This is a genomic window from Burkholderia sp. ABCPW 14 (genome assembly GCF_001523835.1).
In the GTDB taxonomy this organism is placed as follows: Bacteria; Pseudomonadota; Gammaproteobacteria; order Burkholderiales; family Burkholderiaceae; genus Burkholderia; species Burkholderia mayonis.
On sequence record NZ_LOVS01000053.1, the window covers coordinates 56,122 to 73,384 of the forward strand.

A 17,263-nucleotide genomic window follows, 5' to 3' on the forward strand; every position below is an offset into this window, starting at 1 on the left:
GCGCATGACGCACGTCGGGCGCACCGACAAAAAGTAACGCACCCGTTTCGGCAGCCGGTGTTAAATGCGCGTGTCGGGCAGCGCCCGACTCCTTTCACACGACAACGAGCGAAGCTTACATGAGCCAGACTTCCGTTCCTTTCCTGCCGTTCGTCAAACCCGAGATCGACGAGGAAACCATTCAGGGCGTGGCCGACGTGCTGCGCTCCGGCTGGATCACGACCGGCCCGCAGTGCCAGCGCTTCGAAGCCGCGCTGTCCGAATTCTGCGGCGGGCGCCCCGTGCGCGTGTTCAACTCGGGCACGGCGACGCTCGAAATCGGCCTGCGGATCGCGGGCGTCGGCTGCGGCGACGAAGTGATCACGACGCCCGCGTCGTGGGTCGCGACGAGCAACGTGATCCTCGAGACAGGCGCGACGCCCGTGTTCGTCGACATCGATCCGGCGACGCGCAACCTCGATCTCGACCTCGTCGAAAAGGCGATCACGCCGAGCACGAAGGCGATCATTCCGGTCTATCTCGCGGGCCTGCCCGTCGACATGGATCGCCTCTACGCGATCGCGCGCGCGCATGGCCTGCGCGTGATCGAGGACGCCGCGCAAGCGCTCGGCTCGACCTGGAAAGGCCAGCGCATCGGCGCGCTCGGCGACATCGTGTCGTTCAGCTTCCATCCGAACAAGAACATCACGTCGATCGAAGGCGGCGCGCTCGTGCTCAACGACGAAGCCGAGGCGACGCTCGCGCAAAAGTACCGGCTGCAGGGAATCACGCGCACGGGCCATGACGGCATGGACTGCGACGTGCTCGGCGGCAAGTACAATCTGACCGATGTCGCGGCGCGCGTCGGCCTCGGCCAGTTGCCGCACCTCGAACGCTTCAACGCGACGCGGCGCGCGCTCGCGCGCCGGTATTTCGACGCGTTCGCGGGCGGTCCGGCGCTCGCGCTCGGCGTCGGGCTGCCCGTCGCGGACTTCGAGAACGGCAACTGGCACATGTTCCAGATCACGCTGCCGCTCGAGACGCTGTCGATCTCGCGCGGCGATTTCATGGAGCAGTTGAAGCAGCGCGGCATCGGCTCGGGCGTCCATTACCCGGCCATTCATCTTTTCACGCTGTACCGCGCACGCGGCTTCAAGGAGGGGATGTTCCCCCACGCCGAGCGCTTCGGCGCGACGACCGTCACGCTGCCGCTCTTCACGCAGATGAGCGAACAGGATGTGCAACGGGTCGTCGACGCCGTCAACCAGATTTGCGAACAATACGGAAAATAAGCGGACATGAGTCACCCTGAAACACGCGCGACGAATCCTGAAGTCTCGATCGTCATCCCCGTGTACAACGAGGAAGCCGGGCTCGCTGCGCTCTTCGCGCGGCTCTACCCGGCGCTCGACGCGCTCGACACGTCGTACGAAGTGATCCTCGTCAACGACGGCAGCCGCGACCGCTCGGCTGCCCTCCTCGCCGACCAGTTCCGCGTGCGTCCGGACACGACGCGCGTCGTGCTCCTGAACGGCAACTACGGCCAGCACATGGCGATCCTCGCGGGCTTCGAGCAGTCGCGCGGCGAGATCGTCGTCACGCTCGACGCCGACCTGCAGAACCCGCCCGAAGAAATCGGCAAGCTGGTCGCGAAGATGCGCGAAGGCTACGACTACGTCGGCTCGATCCGGCTGCAGCGCCAGGACAGCCTGTTCCGCCGCAAGGCGTCGGCCGCGATGAACCGGCTGCGCGAGCGCATCACGCGGATCAAGATGACCGACCAGGGCTGCATGCTGCGTGCGTACAGCCGCCACATCATCGATACGATCAACCGCTGCGGCGAGGTGAACACGTTCATCCCCGCGCTCGCGTATACGTTCGCGCAGAACCCGACCGAGATCGAGGTCGCGCACGAAGAGCGCTTCGCGGGCGAATCGAAATACTCGCTGTACAGCCTGATCCGCCTGAACTTCGATCTCGTCACGGGCTTTTCCGTCGTGCCGCTGCAATGGCTGTCGTTCATCGGCGTGATCCTGTCGCTCGGCTCGGCCGGACTCTTCGTGCTGCTCGTCGTGCGGCGCTTCATCGTCGGCGCGGAAGTGCAAGGCGTGTTCACGCTCTTCGCGATCACGTTCTTCCTGCTCGGCGTGATCATCTTCGCGCTCGGCCTGCTCGGCGAATACATCGGACGAATCTATCAGCAGGTCCGCGCGCGACCGCGCTACCTGATCCACACCGTGCTCGAGGCGCGCGACGGCAAGCCCGGCGTCACGCTGCCGATCGAGCGCCGCGAGGCCGCGCGATGAAGCCGCGCGCCGTCGTCTTCGCGTATCACAACGTCGGCGTCCGCTGCCTGCAGGTGCTGCTCGCGCGCGGCGTCGACGTCGCGCTCGTCGTCACGCACGAGGACAGCCCGACCGAGAACATCTGGTTCGGCAGCGTCGCGTTGGTCGCGGCCGAGCACGGGATTCCCGTCGTCACGCCCGCCGATCCGAAGCGCGCCGAAGTGCGCGAAGCGGTCGCGAGCGCGAAGCCGGATTTCATCTTTTCGTTCTATTACCGACACATGCTGCCCGTCGACCTGCTCGCGCTCGCCGCGCGCGGCGCGTACAACATGCACGGCTCGCTCTTGCCGAAGTACCGCGGCCGCGTGCCGACGAACTGGGCGGTGCTGAACGGCGAGACCGAAACGGGCGCGACGCTGCACGAGATGGCCGCGAAGCCCGACGCGGGTGCAATCGTCGGCCAGACCGCGGTGCCGATCCTGCCCGACGACACCGCCGCGCAAGTGTTCGACAAGGTCACGGTCGCGGCCGAGCAGACGCTCTGGCGCGTGCTGCCCGCGCTGATCGCGGGCGAGGCGCCGCACCTGCCGAACGATCTGTCGCAAGGCAGCTACCACGGCGGGCGCAAGCCCGAAGACGGCCGCATCGACTGGTCGCAGTCCGCCGCGCAGGTCTACAACCTGATCCGCGCGGTCGCGCCGCCGTATCCGGGCGCGTTCACCGACCTCGACGGCGCGCGCTTCGTGATCGCGCGCGCGCGCCTCGCGGCCCCCGGCTCGGCTGCCGCACGCGCGGCCGTCGATTTGCCGCCGGGCCTGCACGTAAGCGATAATGCGCTGTTCGGCGTTTGCGGCGACAGCCGCGCCGTCTCCATTCTCGAACTGCGCCGACAGCGCGACGGCGGCGAAACCGTGGTTTCCCCGGCGGAATTCGCGCAGTTCATTCATTCCTCCCGTCATTCATGAAAGCTAAAAAAGTCCTGATCCTGGGTGTGAACGGCTTCATCGGCCATCACCTGTCGAAGCGCATTCTCGAAACCACCGATTGGGAAGTGTTCGGCATGGACATGCAGACCGACCGGCTCGGCGATCTCGTCAAGCACGAGCGGATGCATTTCTTCGAAGGCGACATCACGATCAACAAGGAGTGGGTCGAGTATCACGTGAAGAAGTGCGACGTGATCCTGCCGCTCGTCGCGATCGCGACGCCCGCCACCTATGTGAAGCAGCCGCTGCGCGTGTTCGAGCTCGACTTCGAGGCGAACCTGCCGATCGTGCGCTCGGCCGTCAAGTACGGCAAGCATCTCGTGTTTCCGTCGACGTCCGAGGTGTACGGCATGTGCGCCGACGAGCAGTTCGACCCGGACGCGTCCGCCCTCACCTACGGCCCGATCAACAAGCCGCGCTGGATCTACGCGTGCTCGAAGCAGTTGATGGATCGCGTGATCTGGGGCTACGGGATGGAAGGCCTGAACTTCACGCTGTTCCGTCCGTTCAACTGGATCGGCCCGGGCCTCGACTCGATCTACACGCCGAAGGAAGGCAGCTCGCGCGTCGTCACGCAGTTCCTCGGCCACATCGTGCGCGGCGAGAACATCAGCCTCGTCGACGGCGGCTCGCAGAAGCGCGCGTTCACGTACGTCGACGACGGCATCAGCGCGCTGATGAAGATCATCGAGAATCTGAATGGCATCGCGACCGGCAAGATCTACAACATCGGGAATCCGAACAATAACTTCTCGGTGCGCGAACTCGCCAACAAGATGCTCGAGCTCGCGGCGGAATTCCCCGAGTACGCGGATTCGGCGAAGCACGTGAAGCTCGTCGAGACGACGTCGGGCGCGTACTACGGCAACGGCTATCAGGACGTGCAGAACCGCGTGCCGAAGATCGAGAACACGATGCAGGAGCTCGGCTGGGCGCCGCAGTTCACGTTCGACGACGCGCTGCGCCAGATCTTCGAGGCGTACCGCGGCCACGTCGCCGACGCGCGCGCGCTCGTCGAGCAGCACGGCTAAAGAGGCATCACCGCTTGGCTCGCATCGTTCTCAAGATCGACGTCGACACGCTGCGCGGCACGCGCGAAGGCGTGCCGAACCTCGCGCGCATCTTCGATCGCTTCGCCGCGCGCGCGACATTCCTCTTCAGCCTCGGCCCGGATCATACCGGCTGGGCGATGCGTCGCGTGCTGCGGCCGGGCTTCCTGAAGAAGGTGTCGCGCACGTCGGTCGTCGAGCATTACGGCGTCAGGCAACTGCTGTACGGCGTGCTGCTGCCCGGCCCCGACATCGGCCGTCGCGCGACGGCCGAGATGCGCTCGATCCACGAAGCCGGCTTCGAATGCGGGATCCATACGTGGGATCACGTGTACTGGCAGGACAACGTCCGCGAACGGCCGCGCGACTGGACCGTGCGCGAGATGCGCAAGAGCCGCGAGCGCTTCATCGACATCTTCGGCGCGCCGCCCGTCACGCACGGCGCGGCCGGCTGGCAGATGAACGACGCGGCGTTCGAGCAGATCGACGCATGGGGCATGCGCTACGCATCGGACGGCCGCGGCCACTCGCCGTATCTGCCCGTCGTCGAAGGCAAGACGCTCGCGCACGTGCAGATGCCGACGACGCTGCCGACGCTCGACGAGATTCTCGGCATCGACGGCATCGACACCGACAACGTCGCCGCGCATCTGCTCAAGCACACCGAACGCAATCCGCACGATCAGGTGTTCACGCTGCACGCGGAGCTCGAAGGACAAAAGCTCGCGCCCGTGTTCGAGCAGTTGCTCGCCGGCTGGCGCGCGCAAGGCCACACGTTCGCGACGATGGGCGACTATTACGCGACGCTGGACCGCGCCGCGCTGCCATCGTACCCTGTCGCGTGGGGCGAAATCCCCGGCCGCTCCGGCGAACTGATCGTCCAGCCCGACTGAACGAAAGCCGCCCGCCGGCCCCGTCTCGCATCGCCACGCGCGGCCCGCCGTCCGCGCTCGTCCATAACAACAGGAGAAACACGTGTCCGTCGAAGTCGACCGTCAAGTTCCCGATTTCACCGCGCCTGCCACGGGCGGCGAGTTTTCGCTGTCGGGCCTCAAGGGCAAGAAACTCGTGCTGTACTTCTATCCGAAGGACAACACGCCCGGCTGCACCACCGAGGGCTTGCAGTTCCGCGACCTGTATCCGAAGTTCGAGAAGGCCGGCGCGGAAATCGCAGGCGTGTCGCGCGACAGCCTGCGCTCGCACGACAACTTCAAGGCGAAGCTCGAACTGCCGTTCCCGCTGATTTCGGACCCCGACGAAACGCTCTGCACGCTGTTCGGTGTCATGAAATTGAAGAAAATGTATGGCAAGGAAGTACGCGGAATCGAGCGCTCGACGTTCGTCATCGACGACGAAGGCGTGCTGCGCCACGCATGGCGCGGCGTGAAGGTGCCGGGTCACGTCGACGACGTGCTGAGTGCTGTACAAGCGCTTTGAGGCGCGCTATATTGGGCCGCAATGAATGCCTGTCCGACCCATTTTTCTCGTAGCTGCGCCGGTGGTCGAAACGATGCGTCCATGCATCTGACGCGCAGCACGACGGTTAGAGCCGAGCCGCTTGTCCCTGTTCGGGGGAGCGGCTTTTTTTATGGTTTTCGGATCGGCCGATCCACGCCGGCCGTCCAACGCGTCAAGGAGACGATCGAAATCTAGGCGAACCGGCGATTCGAACCCCATGTGCGCCACTGCGCGCAAACTGCACGCGCCAAGCGTCGCAGGATGCGAACGGCGGCGCATGCCTGCGACACGATTCCTCCCGAGGGACACCATGCCTTTGCCTACTCCCCCCAGCAAGCTCGGCAGCCTGCTGCCGCCCGACGAATACAAGGCGAAAGCGCGGCCTGCGAAAGCCGCGAAGCAACCCGCCTCCGGGAGCCCCGCTCACGCCGTCGCGGCCGACTATCATGCGGCGAACGTAGCCGATCCGATGGTGGTTGCCGCCAACACCGCCGCACCGCTGCGCGCGGTCGCACAGGCGGAAGCCGCGAGCACCGCCGAGCCGCGCGCACGCAGGACGAAGCAGACCGCCGCGCTGCTGCAGCCGGTGCCCGCCGCGCCCAACGCCCCGGTCGCGCGCTCGTCTAAGACCGATGCGACGAAGCCCGCAGCGACTGCCGCCGCCGCACCGCGCACGGCCGCGAAGACGCGCGGGCGCAAGGACGCCGAAATCGAGATGCAAAAGCTCTTCGTGCTCGACACGAACGTGCTGATGCACGATCCGAGCAGCCTGTTCCGCTTCGAGGAACACGACGTCTATCTGCCGATGATGACGCTCGAGGAGCTCGACAATCACAAGAAGGGGATGTCGGAAGTCGCACGCAACGCGCGTCAGGTGAGCCGCACGCTCGACGCGCTCGTCGCCGACGGCGGCCCGATCTCGGCCGGCATTCCGCTCGCGCGCCTCGGCAGCCGCGAGGCGCTCGGCCGCCTGTACTTCCAGACGACGCTCACGAGCATCGAGCCCGTCGAAGGCCTGCCGCAAGGCAAGGCCGACAACCAGATCCTCGGCGTCGTGCGCGCGCTGCAGCGCGAGCGGCCGGATCGCCAGGTCGTGCTGGTGTCGAAAGACATCAACATGCGGATCAAGGCGCACGCGCTCGGCCTGCCCGCCGAAGACTACTTCAACGACCAGGTCCTCGAAGACAAGGATCTCCTCTACACCGGCGTGCGCGAACTGCCGCAGGACTTCTGGACGAAGCACGCGAAGGGGATGGAGAGCTGGCAGGACACGAAGACGGGCACCACGTATTACCGCGTGACGGGGCCGCTCGTCGTGTCGATGCTCGTCAACGAGTTCGTCTACCTCGAGCCGCAGAACGGCGAGCCCGCGTTCCATGGGCTCGTGCGCGAGCTGAACGGCAAGACGGCGCTCCTGCAGACGCTGCGCGACTACAGCCACCACAAGAACAACGTGTGGGGGATCACCGCGCGCAACCGCGAGCAGAACTTCGCGCTGAACCTGCTGATGAACCCCGAGATCGACTTCGTCACGCTACTCGGCCAGGCCGGCACCGGCAAGACGCTCGTCGCGCTCGCGGCGGGCCTCGCTCAGGTGCTCGACGACAAGCGCTACAACGAGATCATCGTCACGCGCGCGACCGTGCCTGTCGGCGAGGACATCGGCTTTCTGCCGGGCACCGAGGAAGAGAAGATGCAGCCGTGGATGGGCGCATTCGACGACAACCTCGAAGTGCTGCAAAAGACCGACGACGCGGCAGGCGAATGGGGTCGCGCGGCGACGCAGGAGCTGATCCGCTCGCGCCTCAAGGTGAAGAGCATGAACTTCATGCGCGGGCGCACGTTCGTCGACAAGTACGTGATCATCGACGAGGCGCAGAACCTGACGCCGAAGCAGATGAAGACGCTCGTCACGCGCGCGGGTCCGGGCACGAAGATCATCTGCCTCGGCAACATCGCGCAGATCGACACGCCGTACCTGACGGAAGGCAGCTCGGGCCTCACGTACGTCGTCGACCGCTTCAAGGGATGGGGCCACAGCGGCCACGTGACGCTCGCGCGCGGCGAGCGCTCGCGGCTTGCCGACTACGCGTCCGACATCCTGTGACGACACGCTGACAGCCGCTCCGAGCGGCCCCAGCGCGACGCGGCGCCTGATTCGTCAGGCGCCGCTTTTTTCATTTCGGGGGTCGAATCATCTGCGAGCAGACGTTCGTCTTGCACAACATTTACGCGCACAACTTCAAGTAATTTCTCAAGAATTCTTGCGAAAGCCCCGTCGGACGCACTACTATCGCGATTAACCGTCGTCATACGATTGGCGAGCGCAGTGCGTTCGCCCGCCTCTCATGCTGCGTCTTTCGCTGTCCGTTCTCGTGATCTCGCTGCTCGCGGCCTGTTCGACCGCGCCGCAGAAGTCGGCGCGCTCGTCGTCCGGCATGGCGATCACCACGCCGCGCGCATACGCGCCGCCGCGCGGCTTCCCGAACTTCGTCGACCACAGCGTCGGTCGCGAGGAAATCTCGATCCAGGCGATGAGCCTAGTCGGCGTCCCGTACCGCTGGGGCGGCAACACGCCCGACAGCGGCTTCGACTGCAGCGGCCTCGTGCGCTACGTCGTCGACCGTGCGGCGAGCGTCAATCTGCCCCGCACGACGGCCGACATGAGCTCGATCGGCGAATCGATCGATCCCGACGGCATCGCTCCCGGCGACCTGATCTTCTTCAACACATCGGGCCGGCCGCATTCGCACGTCGGCATCTACGTCGGCAAGCTGCGCTTCGTGAACGCGCCGTCGACGGGCGGCACCGTGCGGCTCGACTACCTGACGAATCCGTATTGGGCGAAGCGCTTCGATGGCATCCGGCGCGTCGCCGCGCCGAAGGCAAAGCCGACGCCGTTTGATACGCCGACCTATCATGCGAGCCGGCAGCCGGACGCCGCACCGCGTGCAGCGGCGGCGGCGGCTCAATCGGCCTACGCGGCGAATGCCGCCCCGCAACCGGTTGCTCGCGCGACCGCGCCGAGCACGTCGTCCACTTATGCGGCGAATGCGAACGGGCAACCTTCGGTGCGTAACGCCACGCCTGGCGCGGCGCCGGCTTATGCGGCGAATTCGTCGGCGCCGGACGCGGCTGCGGCTACGCTCGCGCCCGCCGTTACGTCGAGCGCATTGCCCATGCGTGCAGCGCCCGTTGCGACGACGTCCGCCGACCCGTACGAGCCGCCGCCGTCCGCGATGTCCGCCGCGCAGCGGCAAGCGCAGGCCGCGGGCGCGGCATCGCCCGCGATTGCATCGACCAACTCGGGCGCCTCGCCAGCGGCCGCATCGCCGTACGCGCCACCGACGGGCGGAGGCACGACAGCCGCCGTCGCAGGCACGTCGCCGGCCGACCCGATCGACGCCGCCGCGGACGCGTTCGAGCCGCCGCCTCCCACCGCGCGCGCTGCAGCCCGCCAGGCGCAGCTCGCCGCACCAGGCAGCGTGCAGATCCTGCGCGCGTCGACCGCGCCCGGCTCAGCAAGCACCGCCCCTACCGGCACGAGCGACGACCCGATCGCTCGCTTCGCGAACGGCAGCTACTGAACGGCCGGACCGGATCTCGCAGCGGCGAGCGGTCCGGCGGTGTTCGGCTGCCGTCTCCCCGGCCGCAGACGGGCGCCCCGTCTTCCTCTCGATGTCGAACGGCGCGCGGACGCGCGGCGGCCGCCAAGCGACGCGCGGCATCCCGCACTTCATATCGGCTCCTTCCGATCGGTCAATAACCGCTGCGGCCGTTCCTCGGTTCCTCGGTTCCTCGGTTCCTCGGTTCCTCGGTTCCTCGGTTCCTCGGTTCCTCAGTTCCTCAGTTCCTCAGTTCCTCAGTTCCTCAGTTCCTAGTTCCTTCGCCCTTCCATTCCCATCCCCTTGAACGCCCGAACACCTGAACGCCAAAGCAGCGACGCAAAACGCCGCGCGAGACCCAGGCGCGTGCCCCGCCCGCTTCGCCCGGCCTACGCCTACGCCAGCGTCCGAATCGAATTCGAAATTCCCCGCGCGCAGTCGATCACCGCAGGCGCGAGCCGCTGCTCGGCTTCGGCGAGCGTCCAGCGGCTCGACGGCGCGACGACGTGCACCGACGCGACCGGCCGCCGCTCGCCGTCGAGCACGGGCGCCGCAATCGTCATGTCGCCGATGAACAGTTCCTCGCGATTCGACGCGTATACGGACGGCCTGTGGCCCGGCCTCGCGCAATCGGTGATCGCGGCGAACAGCTTCATCGTCGCGACCGAGCCGCTGCCCGACGCGCTCGCGCGCACGATCCTGCCAGGCGACGAAGTCGCGTCCGACTCGCGGCGGCTGTTGCTCTACTTTCGGAAGGATGCATCGGGACGCCTGCTGATGGGCAGCCGCGGGCCGTTTCGCGAGCCGCGCGGCGCGGCGGACTGGGCGCATCTCGAGCGCTCGGTGAAGCTGATGTTTCCGCAGCTGGAGAACGTCCGCCACGAATACCGCTGGGCCGGTCGGATCGCGATCACGCGCGACTTCCTTCCGCACGTCCACCGTCCGGCGCCGGGGCTCACGATCGCGCTCGGCTACAACGGCCGCGGCATCGCGCTCGCGACGACGCTCGGCCGGCATCTCGCCGCCGCGATGAGCGGCGCCGCGCGCGCTGCCGCTCGCCGCGGCACCGGTCAGGCCGATTCCGCTGCATGCGCTGCAGCGTCTGTACATCAGCGCGGGCGTCGCGTGGTACGGGCTGCTCGACGCGCTGTCGTAACCGCGACGATCGCCCCGCCCGCGTAACGCGCGCCCATCAAAGACAATGCGCCGCAGCCTTTCGGCATGCGGCGCATCGTCGTTTTCGGCGACGCACGGCGTCGAGCCGCGCGCTCGGCCGGATCAGGCCATCAGAACATCAGAACACGCGGTGGCCGATCCACCAGCCGGCCGCCGCGATCAGCGCCGACGCGGGAATCGTCAGCACCCAAGCCCACACGATGTTGCCCGCGACGCCCCAGCGCACGGCCGACAGCTTGCGCGTCGCGCCGACGCCGACGATCGCGCCCGTGATCGTGTGCGTGGTCGATACCGGAATGCCCATCCAAGACGCGACGAACAGCGTGAGCGCGCCGCCCGTCTCCGCGCAGAAGCCGCCGACCGGCTTCAACTTGGTGATCTTCTGGCCCATCGTGCGGACGATCCGCCAGCCGCCGAACAGCGTGCCGAGCCCCATCGACAGGTAGCACGCGCCGATCACCCACACCGGCGGCGCGTCGGACGTCGCGGACGCGTAGCCCGACGCGATCAGCAGCATCCAGATGATGCCGATCGTCTTCTGCGCGTCGTTGCCGCCATGGCCGAGGCTATAAAGGCTCGCGGACAATAGCTGCAGCCGCCTGAAGCGCCGGTCGACCTTGCTTGGCGCGGTCCTGAAGTACAGCCACGACACGCCGAGCATGAACAGCGACCCGAGGACGAAGCCAAGGAGCGGCGAGATGAAGATGAACGCGACGGTCTTCATCAGCCCGTCGATGTTGAGCGATCCCCAGCCCGACTTCGACACCGCCGCGCCGACGAGCCCGCCGATCAGCGCATGCGACGAACTCGACGGAATCCCGTAGTACCACGTGATGATGTTCCAGCCGATCGCGCCGAACAGCGCGCCGAACACGACGTAGTGATCGACGATGCTCGCGTCGATCGTGCCCTTGCCGACGGTCTGCGCGACCTTCAGGTGGAAGATGAAATACGCGATGACGTTGAATGCCGCCGCGAACACGACGGCCTGCTGGGGCTTCAGCACCCCGGTCGACACGACGGTCGCGATCGAGTTCGCGGCGTCGTGGAAGCCATTCATGAAATCGAACACGAGTGCGACGAGCACGAGCGCCGCGACGACCCACAAGGCGAGTTGTATCGAATGCATCGTGATCCGCTCAGGCGTTTTCCAGCACGATGCCTTCGATGATGTTCGCGACATCCTCGCACTTGTCGGTGATCTGCTCGAGCAGTTCGTAGATCGCCTTCAGTTTGATGAGCGTCTTGACGTCGTCTTCCTCGCGAAAGAGCTTCGACATCGCCGCGCGCAGCACGCGGTCCGCCTCCGATTCCCAGCGGTCGATCTCCTCGCACGCCTTCAGGATCTGGCTCGACTGCTTCATGTCCGACAGCAGCGCGACGGCCGCCTGCACGTGCTGCGCCGACTGCGTGACGATGTGCGCGAGCTGGCTCGCCTCGGACGTCACCGATTGCACGTCGTACAGCGACACGGCGGTCGCGACGTCCTCCATCAGGTCGAGGATGTCGTCCATCGTCGTGATCAGCTTATGGATTTCGTCGCGGTCGAGCGGCGTGATGAACGTCTTGTGCAGCAAGTCGATCGCTTCGTGCGTCAACTTGTCGGCGGCCTTCTCGGCCGATTGCACGTTCTGCTTGTGAATCTCGGCGTCCGCGAGATTGTCGATCAGAAGTTCGAGCTCGCGTCCGCCGGAGACGATGTAATTCGCGTGCGCGTTGAAGATTTCGAAGAACTTGCCCTCGGTGGGCATGAATCGACCGAACATGGGATTCCTGAAAGATGGTCAAACGGCTGTCACAAAAACCGGCGACATTGTACTGTTTTACCGTTGCCCGCCAAGCGCCCGATTGCGACGACGGCGACGAGATACAACGTTTTGCGAAATTGGGGTTTACATCCGGCGCTACTCGCCGTAGAAGTTCTGCGCCCCTGCAAAATTGTCGAACTTCGTGTATTGACCCAGGAACGTGAGTCGAACGGGACCGATCGGACCGTTACGCTGCTTGCCGATGATGACCTCGGCCGTGCCCTTGTCGGGGCTGTCCGGGTTGTACACTTCGTCGCGGTAAATGAACAGGATCACGTCCGCGTCCTGTTCGATTGCGCCCGATTCCCGCAAGTCCGACATCACCGGCCGCTTGTTCGGCCGCTGCTCGAGCCCGCGATTCAGCTGCGATAGCGCGATTACCGGCACGTCGAGCTCCTTCGCGAGGCTCTTCAGCGATCGCGAAATTTCCGAGATTTCGGTCGCGCGGTTCTCGCCCTGCGACGAGCCCGTCATCAGCTGCAGGTAGTCGACGATGATGAGCCCGAGCTTGCCGCACTGGCGCGCGAGGCGCCGCGCGCGCGAGCGCAGTTCCATCGGATTCAGGCCGCCCGTCTCGTCGATGAAGAGTTGCGCCTCGCTCATTTTCTGCACCGCGTGCGTGAGCTTCGGCCAATCCTCGTCGGTGAGGCGCCCGGTTCGCATCCGGTGCTGGTCGAGCCGGCCGACCGAGCCGAGCATCCGCATCACGAGCTGCGTGCCCGGCATTTCCATCGAGAACACCGCGACGGGCAGCCCGTACTCGACAGCCACGTATTCGCCGATGTTCATCGATAACGCCGTCTTACCCATCGACGGCCGGCCGGCGACAATGATCAGCTCGCCGCCGTGCATGCCGGACGTCATCCGGTCGAGATCGACGAAGCCCGTCGGCGTGCCCGTCACGTCGCTCGGATTCGCCGTGTGATAAAGCGTGTCGATCCGCTCGACGACCTGCGTGAGGAGCGGCCCGATCTCGAGGAAGCCCTGCGTGCCGCGCGCGCCGTCCTCGGCGATCGAGAACACCTTCGACTCGGCCTCGTCGAGCAGTTGGCGGACTTCCTTGCCCTGCGGATTGAACGCGTCGGCCGAAATTTCGTCGGCGACCGACACGAGCCGGCGCAGCACCGCGCGATCGCGCACGATTTCCGCATAACGGCGGATGTTCGCGGCGCTCGGCGTGTTCTGCGCGAGCGCGTTCAGGTACGCGAGCCCGCCGACGTCTTCCGCCTTGCCGGACGTCGTCAGCGCCTCGTAGACGGTCACGACGTCGGCCGGGCGCGTCGACGCGATCAGACGGCCGATGTGCTCGAAGATGATGCGGTGGTCGTACCGGTAGAAGTCGCCTTGCGACAGGAAGTCGGCGATCCGGTCCCAGGCGCCGTTGTCGAGCAGCAGGCCGCCCAGCACCGACTGCTCGGCCTCGATCGAGTGAGGCGGGACTTTCAGCGATTCGATTTGGGGATCTTTCGGCGCGTTCATGGCTTCGGATTATCGCGAAATGGGCGCGGCTTCGCCAGCGGGCGTCGGGAACGCCGAGAAACGAAAAAAGGCAGGAACCGGTTGCCCGGGCCCCTGCCCTTCATGTCGGGCGGCGTGCGCCGCCCGTAGAGACTGCATGTCGCTTACGCGTGATCGCCGATCACGTTGACCGTCACGTCGACGACGACGTCGGTGTGCAGCGCAACTTGCACGCCATGCTCGCCGATCATCTTCAGCGGGCCTTCCGGCATGCGCACTTGCGCCTTCTCGACTTCGTAGCCCGCCTTCTTCAGCAGTTCCGCGACGTCGCCGTTCGTGACCGAGCCGAACAGACGGCCGTCGACGCCCGACTTCTGCGTGATTTCGAACGACTGGCCGCTCAGCTTCTCGCCGACCGCTTGCGCGGCGGCCAGCTTCTCGCCGGCGACCTTTTCGAGTTCCGCGCGGCGGACTTCGAATTCAGCGATCGCGTCCTTCGTTGCGCGGCGCGCCTTGCGGTTCGGGATCAGGAAGTTGCGAGCGTAACCGTCCTTGACCTTGACGATATCGCCGAGGTTGCCCAGATTGGCGACTTTTTCCAACAGAATGATTTGCATTCGAATTCTCCTTATTGCGTCGCCTGATTACGCCTTGTGCTGATCCGTGTACGGCAGCAGCGCGAGGAAACGCGCGCGCTTGATCGCCGTATCCAGCTGGCGCTGATAGTGGGCCTTCGTGCCTGTCAGACGCGCCGGCGTGATCTTGCCGTTCTCGCCGATGAAGTCCTTCAGCGTTTCCGTGTCCTTGTAGTCGATCTGCTCGACACTGGCTGCCGTGAAGCGGCAGAACTTCTTGCGCTTGAAGAGCGGGTTTTGTTGCTGACGACGCTTGTCGAATTTCTTACCAGTGGGGCGGGCCATGTTCAGTCCTTTCCAATGTCCTGCAATGCTGTGATGTGAAACACCAAGGTTCTCGCGTTACGGCTCTTTTTCGCCAGGAAGCCGGTGAAGAGCGTCTCGACGCCCATCTCGCAGCCTTCCAGCTTGCCGCTCGCCTCGCCTGCCGCCACGGCCGGGATCGTCAATTCGACCTGCCGGGCGATGCCTGCTTCGACGACTTCCGTGCGATGCTGCAACGTGGCGCTTGCGATCGGAACGCCGGCGGGGGTGTACCGCACCGGTTCACGCTCGACGACGCTCGCCGTCAATTGCAGCCTGTTCACGAAAGCGACGCGCTCCTTTCCTGGTGGCTTGTTGCGTTAAGCCTGCGCTTCGGTCGGCTGAGCGGCAGCCGCCTTCTTGGCTTCTTCGCGCTGAACTTCCTTCATCATCGGCGACGGGCCGGTTTCGGCCTTCTTCATCTTGACGATGAGGTGACGCAGCACGGCGTCGTTGAACTTGAACGCGTGTTCGAGTTCGTCGAGCGTCGTCTGGTCGCATTCGATGTTCATGCAGACGTAGTGAGCCTTCGCGAGTTTCTCGATCATGTAGGCCAGTTGGCGGCGGCCCCAGTCTTCGACGCGGTGGATCTGGCCACCGTGCGACGTGATCGTGGACTTGTAGCGCTCGATCATCGCGGGCACTTGCTCGCTTTGATCGGGGTGCACGATGAAGACGATTTCGTAATGACGCATACACACTCCTTGTGGATTGAAGCCACCCGGGCGTCGGAACCGGTGTGGCAAGTGAGAAGCCGAAAATTCTAACCCGGATATGGGTCGCGTGCAAGGTTTATCGGTGATTCGCCGCGCGATTCAGCCGTGTTTTCAACGACTTGGGCAGGCAGCCGCCCGGCATCGCCGGGCTGGCGCGGCGTTCGTCGCGCGATCGAGCCGGATCTTGACGGGGTCGCATCGCGCGCGGCGCCGTCATTCGGTTCGCGGCGCCGCGACGCGCGCGGTCAGCGCCGTCCTGAACGCCGCGAGCGCGGACGGCTCCGCATCGGTCACCGCCCACCAAGTCATGCCCGCCGCGTCCCAGCGGTCGAGCGCGTAGCCCTGCGACACGGTCGCGTAAGGCGCCGCCCGGCCCTCGCCCGACGGCCGCACGTAGACGTCGATCACGTGCTGCCGGTAGCGGTACACGAGCACCGCGACGCGACGCTGCCCGACGTAATCGAGCCGGCCGCCCGCGAGCGTGAAGCCGCTCGCGCTCAGGTCGACGACGGGCGGCGCGTAGTCGAGGCGCCCGTTGAACCATGGCTTGACCGTGTGCCGATCGGTCGAGATCACGTCGACGTCCCGCGACGACAGGCCGGCCCGCACGTGGCTCGCGACGATTTCGTCGACGATGCGCTCGGTCGCCGCGCGGCGCGTGCCGACCGTGAGGCCGGCCGCCGCGGCAAGCGCGATCGCCAATGCGACGCCCCAGCCGAGGCCGGGCAGCGCGGCGGCGCGCGGACGCGGCCAGCGTACCGCCGGGCCGGCGGTACGCTGGCCGCGGGGGCCCGGCCGGCCGAACCAGCGCCATGTCCGCGCGGCGGGCGGACCGCCGTCAGGGGCCCGAACGTCCGGAACCGGCACGTCCGGAACCGGCAATCCCGCGACGATGCGGGCGCGCAGCGCGTCCGACGCGCGATGGTATTCCGCCCGCCTCACCGCCCGGCCGAGTGCGACGAGCCGGTCGCGCTCGAGGCGGCACGCGTCGCAGCCGCCGACATGCCGCTCGACCCGCAACGCGTCGGGCGCGGAGAGTTCGCGGTCGACGTCCGCGTCGAGCAGCGCGCGCGTTTCGTTACAGTCCATCGATAGCCTCCGATGCGGTTCCGGACGGCGGCGCGCCGCCTTCGCCAGCAGGCGCGCGCGCGCTCACCTGCGCCTGCGCGCGGGCAGCGCGCGACGGCGCCGGCACGTCGTGCGCGTCGCCGAGCAACGCGGCGAGACGCCGGCGCGCCCGCGCGAGCCGCGACATCACGGTGCCGACCGGCACGTCTGCGACCGCCGCGATCTCGCGGTAGCTCAAATCCTCCATTTCGCGCAGCACGAGCACCTCGCGATACTCGGGCGGCAGCTTCGCGAGCGCGTCGTTCACGCGGTGGACGTCTTCGCTGCGCATCAGGAGCGCGAGCGGATCCTCGGCCGCCGGATGCCAGTCATCCGGCGAATCCGCGGCATCGAGCGCGTCGGCCGACGCGACTTCGCGCGCGTTCGCCCGCCGCCGCCACTCGGCGTACCAGGTGTGGCGCACGATCGTCAGCAGCCACGGCCGCGCGTTGTCGCCGCGGCACGAATCGAGAAAGCGGAACGCACGCATGCACGCCTCCTGCACGACGTCCTCCGCGTCGCTCGCGTTGCCGCACAGCCAGCGCGCGAGGTTGTACGCGGCGTCCAGATGCGGCAGCGCGAGCGCCCGGAAGCGCTCGCTGCGCGCCGCCACGTCGCCCGAATCGCCCATGTCGTCCGCGTCACGTTCGCCGACCATCCGGCCGAATTGACCCACGTCGCCTCCCCTGGATGCGCGG

General features: G+C 66.4%; 19 protein-coding genes and 2 pseudogenes. 9 read left to right on the forward strand and 12 right to left on the reverse strand.

The features are described from left to right. Positions 1 to 119 precede the first annotated feature (119 nt). The 6 genes from WS62_RS07240 (at position 120) to WS62_RS07265 (ending at position 5,736) form a co-directional block, all read left to right on the forward strand. Positions 120 to 1,271 (forward strand): DegT/DnrJ/EryC1/StrS family aminotransferase, encoded by a 1,152-nt coding sequence (locus tag WS62_RS07240; RefSeq protein ID WP_066569501.1) that lies wholly within the window; start codon positions 120 to 122, stop codon positions 1,269 to 1,271. Positions 1,272 to 1,277: 6 nt separating this feature from the next. Continuing rightward, positions 1,278 to 2,285, forward strand: a complete 1,008-nt coding sequence (locus WS62_RS07245; protein WP_059470999.1) for a glycosyltransferase — start codon at positions 1,278 to 1,280, stop codon at positions 2,283 to 2,285. Beyond that, the gene (locus WS62_RS07250) at positions 2,282 to 3,229 is read left to right on the forward strand and encodes a formyltransferase (protein WP_066569503.1); all 948 of its coding nucleotides are present in this window, start codon (positions 2,282 to 2,284) and stop codon (positions 3,227 to 3,229) included. Before WS62_RS07245 ends, WS62_RS07250 begins: the two co-directional genes overlap by 4 nt. Further along, complete coding sequence (locus WS62_RS07255) at positions 3,226 to 4,281, forward strand: bifunctional UDP-4-keto-pentose/UDP-xylose synthase (protein WP_082716137.1); 1,056 nt, start codon at positions 3,226 to 3,228, stop codon at positions 4,279 to 4,281. The genes WS62_RS07250 and WS62_RS07255 overlap by 4 nt, the downstream gene beginning before the upstream one ends. Positions 4,282 to 4,295: 14 nt before the next feature. Then, the gene (locus tag WS62_RS07260; protein WP_066569505.1) at positions 4,296 to 5,192 is read left to right on the forward strand and encodes a polysaccharide deacetylase family protein; all 897 of its coding nucleotides are present in this window, start codon (positions 4,296 to 4,298) and stop codon (positions 5,190 to 5,192) included. 82 nt (positions 5,193 to 5,274) lie between these two features. Then, entirely contained in the window at positions 5,275 to 5,736 is a 462-nt protein-coding gene (locus WS62_RS07265; protein ID WP_066493729.1) for a peroxiredoxin, read from the forward strand. Between the two features lie 193 nt (positions 5,737 to 5,929). Here the strand turns inward: WS62_RS07265 and WS62_RS32855 are convergent, their stop codons facing one another. Further along, the gene (locus WS62_RS32855) at positions 5,930 to 6,184 is read right to left on the reverse strand and encodes a hypothetical protein (RefSeq protein ID WP_156440899.1); all 255 of its coding nucleotides are present in this window, start codon (positions 6,182 to 6,184) and stop codon (positions 5,930 to 5,932) included. Here WS62_RS32855 and WS62_RS07270 point away from each other — a divergent pair. Together WS62_RS07270 and WS62_RS07275 are read left to right on the forward strand one after the other, a co-directional pair. After that, the gene (locus tag WS62_RS07270) at positions 6,068 to 7,864 is read left to right on the forward strand and encodes a PhoH family protein (protein ID WP_066569507.1); all 1,797 of its coding nucleotides are present in this window, start codon (positions 6,068 to 6,070) and stop codon (positions 7,862 to 7,864) included. The two genes, WS62_RS32855 and WS62_RS07270, sit on opposite strands and share 117 nt — an antisense overlap. A 241-nt stretch (positions 7,865 to 8,105) precedes the next feature. Further along, on the forward strand, positions 8,106 to 9,344 hold the full coding sequence (locus WS62_RS07275) for a C40 family peptidase (protein ID WP_066569514.1): 1,239 nt from the start codon (positions 8,106 to 8,108) through the stop codon (positions 9,342 to 9,344). Between the two features lie 413 nt (positions 9,345 to 9,757). Here the strand turns inward: WS62_RS07275 and WS62_RS32860 are convergent. Continuing rightward, positions 9,758 to 9,973 (reverse strand): annotated as a pseudogene (locus WS62_RS32860) (IclR family transcriptional regulator domain-containing protein); the annotation flags it as partial. Between WS62_RS32860 and WS62_RS07280 the strand changes: the two are divergent. Next, a pseudogene (locus WS62_RS07280) lies at positions 9,957 to 10,518 on the forward strand (NAD(P)/FAD-dependent oxidoreductase); the annotation flags it as partial. The pseudogenes WS62_RS32860 and WS62_RS07280 overlap by 17 nt on opposite strands. 138 nt (positions 10,519 to 10,656) lie before the next feature. Here the strand turns inward: WS62_RS07280 and WS62_RS07285 are convergent. From WS62_RS07285 to WS62_RS07325, 10 genes are all read right to left on the reverse strand, one after another. Beyond that, the gene (locus tag WS62_RS07285) at positions 10,657 to 11,667 is read right to left on the reverse strand and encodes an inorganic phosphate transporter (RefSeq protein ID WP_066493726.1); all 1,011 of its coding nucleotides are present in this window, start codon (positions 11,665 to 11,667) and stop codon (positions 10,657 to 10,659) included. A gap of 10 nt (positions 11,668 to 11,677) precedes the next feature. Then, positions 11,678 to 12,304 (reverse strand): DUF47 domain-containing protein, encoded by a 627-nt coding sequence (locus WS62_RS07290; protein ID WP_010103114.1) that lies wholly within the window; start codon positions 12,302 to 12,304, stop codon positions 11,678 to 11,680. Between the two features lie 138 nt (positions 12,305 to 12,442). Next, positions 12,443 to 13,825 carry a replicative DNA helicase gene (locus tag WS62_RS07295; RefSeq protein ID WP_059469140.1) on the reverse strand — a complete coding sequence of 461 codons (1,383 nt, stop codon included), beginning with the start codon at positions 13,823 to 13,825 and terminating at the stop codon, positions 12,443 to 12,445. 9 nt (positions 13,826 to 13,834) lie between these two features. Beyond that, complete coding sequence (locus WS62_RS37950; protein ID WP_082715882.1) at positions 13,835 to 13,963, reverse strand: DNA helicase; 129 nt, start codon at positions 13,961 to 13,963, stop codon at positions 13,835 to 13,837. Positions 13,964 to 13,968: 5 nt separating this feature from the next. Continuing rightward, on the reverse strand, positions 13,969 to 14,421 hold the full coding sequence (gene rplI / locus WS62_RS07300; RefSeq protein WP_059469139.1) for a 50S ribosomal protein L9: 453 nt from the start codon (positions 14,419 to 14,421) through the stop codon (positions 13,969 to 13,971). A 27-nt stretch (positions 14,422 to 14,448) separates the two neighbouring features. After that, positions 14,449 to 14,724 (reverse strand): 30S ribosomal protein S18, encoded by a 276-nt coding sequence (gene rpsR, locus WS62_RS07305; RefSeq protein WP_066493724.1) that lies wholly within the window; start codon positions 14,722 to 14,724, stop codon positions 14,449 to 14,451. Between the two features lie 2 nt (positions 14,725 to 14,726). Beyond that, positions 14,727 to 15,026 (reverse strand): primosomal replication protein N, encoded by a 300-nt coding sequence (priB, locus tag WS62_RS07310; RefSeq protein ID WP_010103106.1) that lies wholly within the window; start codon positions 15,024 to 15,026, stop codon positions 14,727 to 14,729. Positions 15,027 to 15,062: 36 nt separating this feature from the next. Continuing rightward, positions 15,063 to 15,437, reverse strand: coding sequence for a 30S ribosomal protein S6 (rpsF, locus tag WS62_RS07315; RefSeq protein WP_004193673.1), 375 nt, complete (start codon positions 15,435 to 15,437; stop codon positions 15,063 to 15,065). A gap of 234 nt (positions 15,438 to 15,671) precedes the next feature. Then, complete coding sequence (locus WS62_RS07320) at positions 15,672 to 16,547, reverse strand: anti-sigma factor family protein (RefSeq protein WP_066569523.1); 876 nt, start codon at positions 16,545 to 16,547, stop codon at positions 15,672 to 15,674. Next, positions 16,537 to 17,241, reverse strand: a complete 705-nt coding sequence (locus WS62_RS07325) for an RNA polymerase sigma factor (protein ID WP_066569591.1) — start codon at positions 17,239 to 17,241, stop codon at positions 16,537 to 16,539. The genes WS62_RS07320 and WS62_RS07325 overlap by 11 nt, the downstream gene beginning before the upstream one ends. Positions 17,242 to 17,263 lie beyond the last annotated feature (22 nt).